Raw genomic sequence first — 13,167 nt, 5'->3', positions numbered from 1 at the left:
GCCACTAAACTAGCACAGATTGCGATTAAAATTTAAGCCCTGGTGCTAAACTCTCAGGTAAGCTCATGCTGTCAGCTTCCACAGAGGCGACCGGATACGCGCAATAATCCGCCGCATAATACGCACTAGCGCGATGATTACCGCTTGCGCCAATACCACCAAAAGGTGCGGCACTGCTGGCACCAGTAATCGGCTTATTCCAATTCACAATACCTGCACGAATGTGTTTAAAGAAGTAACGATAGGTTTGTTCATCGTCACACAATACACCAGCAGACAAACCATAACGCGTGTTGTTCGCTTCTTTAATAGCCGCATCGATATCTTTAAAACGATACACTTTCAATAATGGTCCGAAATGCTCCTCGTCCGGTAAATCTTCAACTCCGGTTACATCCACAATACCCGGAGTGACAAAGCCTTTCTTCGAATCGGTCTGCTTCATACGAACTAATGACTTAGCTCCTTTATGTAACAGCTCATTCTGTGCATCGACCATTTCGCCCGCAGCTTTAGCAGAAATCATGGCACCCATGAATGGCTGTGGATCAGCTTCGTAGTCGTCGACCAGAATATTCTCAGTCACTTCAATGAGGCGTTCCAGTACAGCACGACCTTGCTCAGAATCTTCGATGAACAAGCGACGTGCACAAGTGCAGCGCTGACCAGAAGTGATGAAAGCCGATTGCACAATATTGTGTACCGCTGCATCAATATCAGCCACATTAGTCACCAACAATGGGTTATTACCGCCCATTTCCAGTGCCAGAATTTTATCCGGACGACCGCCAAATTGTTTATGTAGCAGGTGACCGGTATTTGATGAGCCGGTGAAATACAGACCATCAATTTGTGGATGCGCTGACAATGCTTTACCGGTTTCCACTTCACCCTGAACCAGGTTAAGAACGCCCGCTGGGATGCCTGCTTTTTCCCATAATTTCACGGTTTCCTGAGCCACCATAGGGGTCAGTTCACTTGGCTTGAACACCACGGTGTTACCCGCAATAAGTGCCGGTACAATGTGCCCGTTAGGCAAATGCCCCGGAAAGTTGTAAGGGCCATAAACAGCGACCACGCCGTGCGGCTTGTGGCGGATAAAGGCTTTTGCACCCGGCATGTCGTTTTCAACGGTACCGGTGCGTTCATGGTAGGCTCGTTCTGAAATAGCCACTTTCCCCATCATAGCGCCCACTTCGGTACGAGTTTCCCAAATAGGTTTACCGGTTTCTTTGGCCATGGTACGAGCCAGGTGCTCTTTATTTTCTTCCAGCAATTCAGAGAATTTTTGGCAGATAGCCAGGCGTTCTTCAACACTGCGGCCAGACCAATCCGGAAATGCCGCCCGTGCTGCCAAAATGGCTTTTTCAACCTGAGTTTCACTGGCAGCTTCGCCACTCCAGATAACTTCGTTTCGTGCTGGATCAATCGATTTGAACAGCTGGCCTTCACCAGCTTCCCAACAACCGTCTATAAATTGAATACTGTTCGTCATACAAATACTCCTGCTTAGAGTGCAACAATGCGGGCTTCATCGCCGCTTTCTAAATGCATTGCCTGGGCTTGTTCTGTCGTCAATATGAGTTCGTCTGCACCTGCTGGTAAAGACAGTTTGGTTGCGCGGAAGTTCTTCAGTTGCGTGTTGCAGACAATATGAGGAATACCTTCATCTTCCGCTGTAGATCCGCTGACAGTTACCGTCACTAAACGACTGTTACGGACACTATTAAGATTACACACTTCGGCTTCAACCGTTGGCCCTGCGTCAAATATATCGACGAAGCCTCTGAACCGGAAACCTTCCGACTCCAGCAATTTCAGTGCCGGGCGGGTATTGTCGTGAACTTTACCGACAACCGCCTGCGCTTCCTTACTCAACAAGTTGGTATAAATAGGGAAGCGTGGCATCAATTCAGAAATAAAGACTTTATCACCAATGCCGCTTAAGTAATCGGCTTTAGGAAAGTCCATCGAGAAAAAGTTCTCTTCCAGCCAGTTCCAGAATGGCGAATCCCCATTTTCATCTGAAACACCGCGCATTTCGGCTATTACCCAGTCGCTGAAACGCTGTTTAAACTGCGCTAAAAACAGCATACGGAAACGAGATAAAGTACGTCCGTTCATATTGTGCCGGTAGGGTTCACGCAAAAATAGAGTGCATAGCTCAGAAACACCTGTGTAGTCATTACACAAGGTTAAGGTTTCCAGCGCATTATAAATATTAAGCTTTTCTGAATGATGCACAACTTTACCCAAACGGTAATGCCAGAAGGCTTCATTCAAACCCACCGCAGCTTCAATACCACTGACACCTGCAATAGTACCGGTTTCGGTATCTTCCATAACAAACAGGTAGCTTTCATCGCCCGGTGTTTCAACGGTGTCTTTAGCGAATGCTTTTTGCGCCGCATTAATGCGGCGCTCCAGCAGCGACTGGTCTACCGGTAAGGAAGTAAAACCATGACCGGATTCAATCGCGCACTGATATAACGCTTCGTAATCTGACGGCTTAATGGGTCTGATTAGCAACATAAAACAGCCTCAGTTATTGACCGACGACCTGAGCAACAGCTTTTTCAAAGCGCTGCAGGCCTTCTTTAATGTCTTCTTCAGAAATAACCAGTGACGGGGTAAAACGCACCACATTAGCACCGGCAATCAGTACCATCACGCCATGCTCCTGACCGGCCAGCAAGAAGTCGCGCGCACGCCCTTCGTACTCTTTATTCATTGCCGCGCCAAGTAATAAGCCCTGACCTCGAATTTCGCTGAACACGTTATATTTTTCGTTAATTGCGGCCAGTTGCTCTTTGAACCACTGCTCACGTTGCTTCACGCCGTCCAGCGTTTCTTTCGTATTCACAACATCAAATACCGCTTCTGATACAGCACATGCCAGTGGGTTACCGCCGTAAGTACTACCGTGAGTACCAGGTTTAAGATGCTCAGCAATTTCCGTTGTTGTCAGCATAGCGCCAATAGGGAAACCACCGCCTAAAGCCTTGGCTGAAGTCAGAATATCCGGCGTTACGCCCAGCTGTTCATAAGCATAGAGGCTACCGGTACGGCCAAAGCCTGTTTGTACTTCATCAAAAATCAATAACGCGTCGTTTTCATTACACAGTTCACGTACCGCCTTCACGAATTCCACGTCAGGGCTTACTACGCCGCCTTCACCTTGCAATGGCTCCATCATTACCGCGCAAGTTTTGTCGGAAATCAGTTCCTTAAGCGCGTCGATGTTGTTGTAATCCACATGCTCAATAGCACCAGGTTTTGGACCAAAACCGTCAGAGTAGGCTGGCTGGCCACCCACGGTTACGGTAAAGAAGGTGCGTCCGTGGAAACCTTTGGTAAAAGCAATAATTTGTTGCTTATGCTCACCGTGCTTTTCAATTGCCCAGCGACGCGCCAACTTTAATGCCGCTTCGTTGGCTTCAGCACCTGAGTTAGCGTAGTAAACGCGATCAGCAAAGGTGGCTTCGGTTAATTTCTTCGCCAGACGAATTGCCGGTTCGTTGGTAAAAACATTACTTAGATGCCACAACTTCTGGCTCTGTTCCTGTAGGGCTGACACCATCGCTGGGTGGCAATGACCAAGACAGTTCACAGCGATACCACCGGCAAAGTCGACATACTCACGACCTTCTTGATCCCAAACACGAGCACCTTCTCCTTTAACTGGAATCATCGATGCCGGGTTGTAGTTTGGAACCATTACATCATTAAACATTTCACGGTTTACTGTCTTATTGTCTGTCATTACTCTCGTCCTTATCGCCTTAGCGAGTTAACAAAGGTGTCAACAAATTCATCTCTAAAAGTAGCCGGCTATTATGCCAAAATTTGTGCAGTTTGTCTGTGATAATTCGGTTATAAATCCCTAATCCCGAGGGTTTACGCTTTTCTTGCATAAGATACGAATAGTTATGCTAATGCATACTGAAACCATGAATCTTTAGTCATTATTTTTTAGGTCACGAAAATGTTTTCTCCGAATTAACATTTAAGTACGCAGAATTACATTGATCTTTAACTGGTGTTAATTTAGCCTGACTTATTGAATAAATGTTCGGCAACAGAAGACGTTATGGAAAATCAGACTCCGCCCCTGAACGCCTCATCTCAACCACAGTTAAAGCTTACCTACTTACGTCCGGGCGACGTAATTGATGTTGAGTTTTCTTCGGCGACCAAGGTGCGCACCAAGCTTCAGGTTGTGGGCTTTGATACCGGTAACTATTTATTGTTAAAACAGCCGAATCCACGCACTGACGGCAGCTATGCCGATGTGTTATATGAAGGCAACCCGGTTATTGTTCGCTTGGTTTTAGAGGGAGAAGCGGGTGAATGCCTGGCGTTTAAAACAAAGATCCGGGCCGTCTCAAATATCCCGTTCAGGTTGCTGTATCTGGATTATCCGAAAGAAATTGAGAATCGCGCACTACGCGCACAGCGGAGGGTTCGAACACACATTCCAGTCGATGTTACTGCTGACGGCAGCCAGACTAACACTAAAAAGAAATTGGCCAGTGGTGTTATCGTCGATATCTCTTCTGCCGGGTGTCGAATTGTGTTTAAGGCGCAGAACCAGACAGGTAATGTCACTCATATGAATATAAAAATCAGTATTGGCTCGGGTTCTCAGAAAGAGCCTCTGACTCTTTCAGGTCAAATTATGAATCAGCGCAAAGAGCATGGAATGATAAGTGTTGGCGTGCGCTTCACTGACGAGGAAGCGCATATCGGTAAAGTGTTCGAGCATTTATTAATCGACACCGAGTTTGAGTGCTGACCTCTCTATTCCGGCACGACAATTGGCGGGCGTTTTAAGCTCACATTGTGCAAGCGAGCAACAGTTTCTGACGTTATTGAATGCTTATTGAGTAGATGTTTACCCTCTTCCAGACTGGCAAGGTCCACTTCCCGCAGCATTCTGAATTCGCAATAAGCATTAGCTTGGGCTAAGGCTTCCGCGTATTCAGATTCATAGCCTTTGTCTTTCGTTTTGCTTTGCGTAAAAGCCAATAAGTGTTTGCTTACCGGAACACGCTTTAACCCCCAGCCTTCAGCAACCAGATAGCTCACGTCTTTATCCTTTTCCAGCATTAAGTCGCGTAGAAAGCGTTCGTCCGGAGTTAAAGTGACAATAGTATTGTGGCGCTCGGGTGACTTATCGTTAACGCTTTGCATAGCGAATTCGCGCTGCACATCATCAAATAAACGCAAATACAGCTTGGTTAAGGCAATTTTTCCCAGCTCATGGAACATACCAATGGTATAGGCTAGAACCGGATCTCGCAGGTTACGCTCTACCGCAATATTGTGTGCAGCAATAGCCGTACCCAGCGAATGCTCCCAAATTTTGCGGCGGAATAAGGTGAAGGGTTGCGTTGCCGGCGGCAGCCAGTTTTGCATAATATAAGCGGGAGCCAGCAGGCGTAGGTTTTCGGTGCCCACAAAGCTCATGGCTACCCTAAGGTTATCAATTTTCACCTGCTTATTCCGGTCGATAAACGGTGGTTGATTGACCGTACGGATTAACCCCGTATGAAACCAGTCCATACCTTGCACAACGGATTCAATCCGGCGCATAGAAGCAGCTTTCATGCTAAGCGTATCGAGCAATTCAGGTAGCTTTTCAGGTAATGGGATCAAGCGTTCGCGAATGTAGTCACCATCTTCGATGCTTTTCAACGCACGATGATAAATCTCTTCATGCAATTCATCGGAAATACGATCGGCGTAACGTTGGCGCGCTTGCGCTTTACGGTCGCGCTCTTCGTAATTCAGACGCTCAACTTCTAAAAGCTTACGTCGCTGCTCATGCTCTTCGTCGTCGGTACCATCTTCTTTTGAGCGAGTTTTACGCGCAAACGGAAAGCTTATCAGATAGTTGATAAAGCGTTTTTCTAAGCGCAGGGCGGGATCATTACTACCGCCTTCTGTGGTACCCGCAAAAAAGTGGAACATGTTACCTCGGTATTAGCTGAACTGCGGCAGTATTATGTTGAATAAGCAGAGAAAATACTACTTACTGATTATCGTATATAACGTAAAAAATTCGCTAACAGATTATGTCCTTGTGCTGTCATCACAGACTCGGGATGAAACTGAACACCAAACAGCGGCAAATGCCGGTGCCTTATTGCCATAATCTCGCGCTGGCCTTTTTCGGTTTCTGTATCGGCATCAATGACAAAATCTGTTGATAAGCTTTCAGGAGAAACAACAAGGGAATGGTAGCGGGTCACTTCTAAAGGGTTATTTAGCTGTCGGAAAAGTCCCTCGCCGGAGTGTTTAATCACACTGGTTTTTCCATGCATAACTTTTTCTGCCCGAATAACATTTGCACCAAAAACCTGCGCCAATGCCTGATGACCAAGACACACACCTAATATTGGCAGTTTAGTCTGAAAGTGCTCAATAGCAGCTAAAGATATTCCCGACTCGTTGGGAGTACAGGGGCCAGGTGATATAACAAGTGCTTGCGGTGCTATCTGCTCTATGTCGGTAAGGGTTAATTCATTATTCCTGAAAACACTAACGTCTTCGCCTAATTCCCGAAAGTAGCGTGCAAGGTTGTGAGTAAATGAATCAAAGTTATCAATTAAAACAATCATACTGCTAGGACAGCCGCTCGCTTAGCCAGTCTTTAAAATGGACTGGCCGGGCGAAGTAGAACCCCTGCAATAAATCAGCGCCATTTTCTTTCAGTAATTTAACCTGAGTTTCAGTTTCTACGCCTTCTGCTACCGAGGAAACCGATAGAGATTTAGTCATATTCAGCATAGCCAGCAGCAGCCCCATATGTTTGTCATTCACCTCTGCGAGCTGAACAAACTCCCGGTCTATCTTTAGCTCGCCTATTGGCAGTTGCTGAATGCGCATGAAATTAGAATACCCAGTCCCAAAGTCATCAATAGAAAATACGACGCCGAGCCCGGCAAGCCGCGACATTGTTTGCTCGACTATTTCAGGGTCAGCTAACAGTAAGTTTTCAGTAATTTCAATGGTCAGTTGATTCAGCGGTGCATTTTGTTCGGCAAATATTCTTTGTACCGTCTCGACATAGTCGTCTTGTAAAAACTCAATTGGACTGACATTCACCGCTATACGATCATTAAGCCCTTTATCGCTCAGCTGCCGCACAACGAAAGCGACCTGACTCAACAATTCTTTAGCCATAGGAATAATCAGCTTAAAACGCTCCGCAATTGGAATAAATTGATCTGGAGGAATGATCTCTCCGGCTTCGTTGCGCCAACGCATTAGAGCCTCTGCACCATGAACAACACCGTTGGTATCCACTTTAGACTGCAACCAGCATTCGAACTGCCCTTTACCCAAAGACGCTCGTAAGGCCACTTCGGTTTCGGCATCGGTTACAACCGAGTTAGATATTTCAGCTCGGTGTACCGCAACTTTATCCCGGCCGCTATGTCGTGCATTAGACGTTGCCGTATCGGCCTGTGACAGCAGTCCGGAAGCATTTTCATCACCTCCACTTAAACTGACATCGACACTTGCGGTGAGATAATGCGTCTGGAATGCCGTTTTAAACGGCTCGCGCAGTACGCCGTGCAGCTTATCAATAATAGCCAGACTGGTTTCGGTAGAGTCCTGCATAACCCCCACCCAAAATCTGTCACCAAGATCTCTCGCTATCCAGCCCGAATCGCCAATAGTTTTTCTCATTCGCTGTGCAATTAACTGAATAACACGATCACCTTCCTCGTGTCCGTGAATTGTATTAACGCGATTAAAGTAGTCAATATTAACGGCTGCGACAGCAATGGGTAACTGACTTTCAATACGTTTCTCAACCAGATCAAGAAAACGATGACGATTTGGCAACCCCGTTTGCTCATCGAAGTTTGCTAAATATTCAAGCTTACGGGCATTTTCTTTTTGCTCGGTAATATCCCGTATAATGCCAACATATTGCGTTTCACCAGAATGCGTTATCTCGGTTACCGCCAAATCGATAGGAAACACTTCTCCAGTTTTGCGCTTAGCCTGAACTTCGCGGCCAATACCAATAATGCGGGCGCGGCCTGTTTTTTGATAAGCACTAATATAACGGTCATGTTCACGGGCATAGGGTTCAGGCATTAACACGCTAACATTTTTACCCTTCACTTCAGCGGCGCTGTAACCGAACATGCGTTCAGCCGGCACACTAAAGTTAATAATCATGCCGTTATTGTCGATGGTAATAACTGCATCCAGTAAATTGTCCAGTGTGCTGCGTAAGGTGTTGGCTTGCTCTTGCAACTGCTGCAAACGGTACTTTTTAACCGTAATATCCTGAATGGCACCAAACAGTGCCATGTCACCATTTTTCAGCGTTCGGGTAATGCCCGTAATAGCAACCCAGTGAATTATTCCGCTTCTGTCTTTAAGACAGCTTTCTGCCGACCAGCTATGGTGATTTTGAAAGCTTTGCTCGACCAGGTGCTCAATATTTTCACGGTATTCAGGAAGGTGAAACGCCATTGCCTGTTCATAAGTAATGGGTTCATCCTGGGCTACACCATGAATTTCTCGTAACTGAGGGCTCCAATATAAATCTCCGGACGCGGGTTCATACCAAAAGCTGCCAATGTTAGCCATGGTTTCAACACTGGTTAGCAACTCCTTTTCGCGCTGTTCCGGAGATTTATCCACCATAGTTAAATTTATCCCGGGTAAGGTACAAAACCTACCGCTTTATAAACATCTGACAAAGTTTTTGCTGAGGCTTCACGTGCCTTATCAGCGCCTTGTTTCATAACCTGTTGCAAAAATGCCTGATCATTACGCATTGCGTGATACCTCTGCTGTATCGGTTCCAGCATGGCAACCACAGATTCCGCCACATCCACCTTTAGATGCCCGTACATTTTGTCTTCGTACTCAGGTACCAGCTCGTCTATCGACTTACCTGTGGCAGCTGACATAATGCTAAGCAAATTCGAGACGCCCGGCTTTTCTTCCTGATTAAAGTAAATGCGCGCCTGCTCATCAGAGTCGGTAACGGCTTTCTTAATTTTCTTCAGAATCTTCTTCGGCTCTTCCAGCAAGCCGACAAAATTATTTGGATTATCGTCCGACTTTGACATTTTCTTAGTCGGTTCCTGCAGTGACATCACCCGCGCCCCGACTTTTGGAATCATTGGTTCCGGAATCGTAAAAATATCGCCATACAAGTTATTAAAACGTTCAGCAACATTACGCGTCATTTCCAGGTGCTGCTTCTGGTCATCTCCCACCGGCACTTCATTCGCCTGGTACAACAGAATGTCTGCCGCCATTAGCGCCGGATAAGTGAACAAACCCGCATTAATATTACTAGCGTGACGCTGAGACTTATCCTTAAACTGCGTCATGCGGTTTAGCTCGCCCATTTGCGTGTAGCAGTTAAGCACCCAGGCTAATTGAGAATGTTCCGGCACGTGCGACTGAATAAACACCGTACTTTTTGCCGGGTCAAGGCCACAAGCCAGGTACAAAGCCAGTCCATCAAGAGTTGCTTGCTGCAGTTTCTCGGCGTCCTGGCGTACAGTAATGGCGTGCTGATCAACCAACATAAACTTACAGTCGTGAGTGTCCTGCATCTTAACCCACTGACGTAATGCGCCAATATAATTACCAATAGACAACTGTCCCGACGGCTGACAACCACTTAACACAATTGGTTTCGACATTACTGTTTCCTCTAAGAACCTGTTACCGCAGCGATTTCATCGCGCATTGTCTGGATGACACTGGCGTAATCATCCGCATTAAAAATAGCTGAACCAGCAACGAACATGTCCGCGCCAGCTTCTGCAATTTCACCAATATTTGAAACCTTAACACCACCATCCACTTCCAGGCGTATGTCGCGCCCACTTGCTTTAATTCGTTTACGCACCGCTCTGAGCTTATCAAGCGTTGACGGAATAAAAGACTGCCCGCCAAAACCCGGATTAACCGACATCAGTAAAATGACATCCACTTTATCCATAACATGATCAAGGTAATGCAGCGGTGTTGCAGGGTTTAACACTAAACCCGCCTGGCAACCCTGTTCGTGAATAAGCTGTAAAGTCCGGTCAACATGGTCGGATGCTTCCGGGTGGAAAGTAATGATAGAAGCCCCGGCTTCGGCAAAGTCTGGAATAATACGGTCAACAGGCTTAACCATTAAATGCACGTCAATTGGCGCTTCAATTCCGTAATCACGTAACGCTTTGCATACCATAGGACCTATCGTCAGGTTAGGCACGTAGTGGTTATCCATCACGTCAAAATGCACGACATCGGCACCAGCGTTCAATACCGCGTCAACTTCCTCACCTAACCGCGCGAAGTCCGCAGACAGTATCGACGGTGCAATTAGTGGTTTCATTGTTCGTTTTCCTGACCTATTTCAAAATGATGCTTATTGTAGCAGTTAACCCATGACAAAAAAATTCGCAATGATGACTAGAATTTTTACAAAATCGCTGATAAATTAGTCAATCGAGACTTGAGAGGGACTTTCATGCGATTACTAACAATAATAACATCACTAGCATTAGCTGCGTTTACTGCGCTTGCTATCGTGAGTCCTTCCTCGCTCGTTGCTCAGCAAAACCCCACTCAGCGCTGCCAGCAGCTTGTCACTGAAATAGAACCCAGTAACACCTCTGTTGAGTGTCAGTTAGCTGCAGAGCAAGTGACATGGTTTAGCTGGTTAAAAGGCGACAGCCGGTCCGTACAATTTCACTTCTTCGACTTGATTGAGTTAATCTCGAGTTCAAGCCACAGCAACAAAAAACATTATCAAAACGAATACACTGATTAATGTCTGAATCTACCGAAAATAAAACCTCTAAACCAGGTGTCTTTAGTATGGTTATGAGTGTGTTGGCGGCATTTTTGGGTGTGCAAACAGAAAAAAACCGCCAACGAGACTTCCAGCATGGTAGCCCGAAAGCCTACATCATCATTGGCGTTATTCTTACCATTCTATTCGTGTTTGGTTTAATTGGTCTCGTCAACTTGGTTATGGCTATCGCAGCCTGATGTGAACATCAGGCTGTTATGCCGCTATGACGTAACAAAGCTTCGGCATTCGGTTCGCGACCACGAAATTCCTGGAATAAATCTGCGGCTTTACGGCTGCCACCACGTTCCAGAATGACATGTAAAAAGTCGCGCCCGGTTGTAGCGTTAAATATGCCCTCTTCTTCAAAGCGCGCAAACGCATCAGACGACAGCACTTCAGCCCATTTGTAACTGTAATAACCTGCCGCATAGCCGCCAGCAAAGATATGACCAAAGCTATGCTGAAAACGGTTGTACTCCGGTGGAATACGTACCGAAGTTTGCTGACGCACTTCACTCAGAATTTCACTAATACGCGCACCCGTGTTTTCGTCAAACTCGTGGTGAATGCGCATATCAAACAGCGAGAACTCCAATTGACGCATCATTTGCATAGCCGACTGATAATTGCGCGCAGCCAGCATTTTTTCCAGAAGCTCCTGCGGCAGCGGTTCACCGGTTTCATAGTGTCCGGATATTAATGCCAGCGCTTCCGGTTCCCAGCACCAGTTTTCCAGGAATTGACTGGGCAGCTCAACAGCGTCCCATTCAACACCGTTAATACCAGACAAACCAGCGGTATCGACCTGAGTTAACATGTGGTGCAAGCCATGACCGAATTCATGGAATAATGTCAGCACTTCATCGTGAGTAAAGAGTGCAGGCTTACCACCCACCGGCTTGCTAAAATTACAGGTTAAAAAGGCCACCGGGTTTTGCAATTCGCCATCGGCGTGCACTCTGCGGCCGACAAAATCCGCCATCCAGGCGCCTCCTCGCTTGCCTGAACGCGCGTAGAGATCCAGGTAGAAGCTGCCACGCAAATGTCCGTCGGCATCGTGAATGCGGAAGAAACGCACATTCTCATGCCAGGTTTTTACGTCTTTTTGCTCGCTAACCGTCATGCCAAACAGGCGCTTAACCACCTCAAACAAACCGTTTAGCACTTGTTGCTCAGGAAAGTAGGGGCGTAATAATTCATCGGAAATAGAGTAGCGCTGCTGCTTTAACTGCTCACTAAAGTAAGGAACATCCCAGGCTTCCATTTTCTCCACGCCTTGCTCTGCCGCAAAGGTTTCAATTTCAGCATACTCGGCTTTCGCCTGTGCTTTGGACTTGTTAGCAAGATCCTGCACAAAATCTAACACCTGCTCCGGTGACTCGGCCATTTTCGTCGCCAGCGACATTTCAGCAAAGTCGTTAAAACCTAACAGCTCCGACATTTCATGACGCAAAGCCAAAGTTTCGTTCATAACCTCAGAGTTATCGAACTCCCCGCCATTAGGTCCAGTTTCCGACGCGCGGGTCACAAAAGCCTGGTACATTTCTTTACGCAGCTCCCGGTCTTCGGCGTACAACATGACCGGCAGATAACTTGGAATATCTAAAGTGAACAACCAGCCTTCTTTTTCCTGGTCTGCTGCGGTTTCTTTTGCAGCTTCTTTGATGCTTTCCGGCAAGCCAGCCAGGCGGCTTTCATCGGTAATCAGGCAAGTCCATGCGTGGGTGGCATCCAGCAAGTTGTTGCTGAAGGTTGAAGACAAGTCAGACAGCCGCGATGAAATTTCAGCATAACGTTTCTTTTTGTCTTCGGGTAAATCCACACCCGACAAACGAAAATCACGTAGGGTGTCGTTAATGAGTTTTTGCTGAGCTTCGGTCAAACTGTCGAACTCGTCACTTTCACGCAGTGCCTGATAAGCGTCAAACAAGCCTTTGTGCTGTCCTACATAGGTTGCGTAGTCAGACAACAATGGCAGGCAGCTGTCATGCGCTTCACGCAGTTCCGGCGTGCTTACTACCGAGTTCAAATGCGATACCGGCGCCCAGACATGCTCAAGCTTTTCATCCGCATCGGTCAAAGGTTCAATCAAACCATTCCAGCTAAAATCACCATGTTCCAGTACTTCATCAATGGTTTTTCGAGCGTGCTGTATGCACTCTTCAACAGCGGGTTGTATATGTTCGGGTTTAATTTGCTCAAAGTCCGGAAGCTGGCTCTGTTCTAATAGCGGGTTATGGCTCATTTTTACCTCAATTTTTCAAAATGCTTACAATGGATATTGGGGCTTTGCGCTAGTCTTCAACCACGCTTATGTGGTTTCCTGCGTT

Annotated in this window: 12 protein-coding genes; 3 read left to right on the top strand and 9 right to left on the bottom strand. The window is 46.7% G+C overall.

Annotated elements, in window-relative coordinates; all coding sequences use genetic code 11:
- Positions 1–25 precede the first annotated feature (25 nt).
- The 3 genes from astD to ACP7H9_RS08420 are packed head-to-tail and all read right to left on the bottom strand — an operon-like array spanning position 26 to position 3,763.
- A complete protein-coding gene (gene astD, locus ACP7H9_RS08430; RefSeq protein WP_114982411.1) occupies positions 26–1,495 on the bottom strand; it encodes a succinylglutamate-semialdehyde dehydrogenase in 1,470 nt (489 codons plus the stop codon).
- 14 nt (positions 1,496–1,509) lie between these two features.
- On the bottom strand, positions 1,510–2,532 hold the full coding sequence (gene astA / locus ACP7H9_RS08425) for an arginine N-succinyltransferase (RefSeq protein WP_110013401.1): 1,023 nt from the start codon (positions 2,530–2,532) through the stop codon (positions 1,510–1,512).
- A 13-nt stretch (positions 2,533–2,545) separates the two neighbouring features.
- Positions 2,546–3,763: an aspartate aminotransferase family protein gene (locus ACP7H9_RS08420; protein ID WP_011235544.1), complete on the bottom strand. Its 1,218-nt coding sequence runs from the start codon at positions 3,761–3,763 to the stop codon at positions 2,546–2,548.
- 327 nt (positions 3,764–4,090) lie between these two features.
- Here ACP7H9_RS08420 and ACP7H9_RS08415 point away from each other — a divergent pair, with 327 nt between their 5' ends.
- Positions 4,091–4,795 carry a flagellar brake domain-containing protein gene (locus tag ACP7H9_RS08415; RefSeq protein ID WP_034822618.1) on the top strand — a complete coding sequence of 235 codons (705 nt, stop codon included), beginning with the start codon at positions 4,091–4,093 and terminating at the stop codon, positions 4,793–4,795.
- Positions 4,796–4,800: 5 nt separating this feature from the next.
- Here the strand turns inward: ACP7H9_RS08415 and ACP7H9_RS08410 are convergent, their stop codons facing one another.
- The 5 genes from ACP7H9_RS08410 to rpe all read right to left on the bottom strand — a co-directional run bounded on the left by ACP7H9_RS08410 (position 4,801) and on the right by rpe (position 10,375).
- Positions 4,801–5,973, bottom strand: a complete 1,173-nt coding sequence (locus ACP7H9_RS08410) for an HDOD domain-containing protein (RefSeq protein WP_114982412.1) — start codon at positions 5,971–5,973, stop codon at positions 4,801–4,803.
- 68 nt (positions 5,974–6,041) lie between these two features.
- Entirely contained in the window at positions 6,042–6,623 is a 582-nt protein-coding gene (locus ACP7H9_RS08405) for an anthranilate synthase component II (RefSeq protein ID WP_114982413.1), read from the bottom strand.
- A 4-nt stretch (positions 6,624–6,627) separates the two neighbouring features.
- Positions 6,628–8,673, bottom strand: coding sequence for a sensor domain-containing protein (locus ACP7H9_RS08400; RefSeq protein ID WP_439222571.1), 2,046 nt, complete (start codon positions 8,671–8,673; stop codon positions 6,628–6,630).
- Between the two features lie 8 nt (positions 8,674–8,681).
- On the bottom strand, positions 8,682–9,689 hold the full coding sequence (gene trpS, locus ACP7H9_RS08395) for a tryptophan--tRNA ligase (RefSeq protein WP_034822624.1): 1,008 nt from the start codon (positions 9,687–9,689) through the stop codon (positions 8,682–8,684).
- An 11-nt stretch (positions 9,690–9,700) separates the two neighbouring features.
- The gene (gene rpe / locus ACP7H9_RS08390) at positions 9,701–10,375 is read right to left on the bottom strand and encodes a ribulose-phosphate 3-epimerase (protein WP_034822626.1); all 675 of its coding nucleotides are present in this window, start codon (positions 10,373–10,375) and stop codon (positions 9,701–9,703) included.
- A gap of 135 nt (positions 10,376–10,510) precedes the next feature.
- Here rpe and ACP7H9_RS08385 point away from each other — a divergent pair, with 135 nt between their 5' ends.
- Together ACP7H9_RS08385 and ACP7H9_RS08380 are read left to right on the top strand one after the other, a co-directional pair.
- Positions 10,511–10,813, top strand: coding sequence for a hypothetical protein (locus ACP7H9_RS08385; RefSeq protein ID WP_114982414.1), 303 nt, complete (start codon positions 10,511–10,513; stop codon positions 10,811–10,813).
- Complete coding sequence (locus ACP7H9_RS08380) at positions 10,813–11,034, top strand: DUF2970 domain-containing protein (RefSeq protein WP_114982415.1); 222 nt, start codon at positions 10,813–10,815, stop codon at positions 11,032–11,034. Before ACP7H9_RS08385 ends, ACP7H9_RS08380 begins: the two co-directional genes overlap by 1 nt.
- Positions 11,035–11,042: 8 nt before the next feature.
- Here ACP7H9_RS08380 and prlC read toward each other — a convergent pair whose 3' ends face one another.
- Positions 11,043–13,082, bottom strand: coding sequence for an oligopeptidase A (gene prlC / locus ACP7H9_RS08375; protein ID WP_439222570.1), 2,040 nt, complete (start codon positions 13,080–13,082; stop codon positions 11,043–11,045).
- Between the last annotated feature and the right edge of the window lie 85 nt (positions 13,083–13,167).

The sequence above is a fragment of the Idiomarina sp. ST20R2A10 genome, from assembly GCF_051842345.1.
Classification (GTDB): Bacteria; Pseudomonadota; Gammaproteobacteria; order Enterobacterales; family Alteromonadaceae; genus Idiomarina; species Idiomarina loihiensis.
This window is presented reverse-complemented; position numbering and strand designations above follow the sequence as displayed.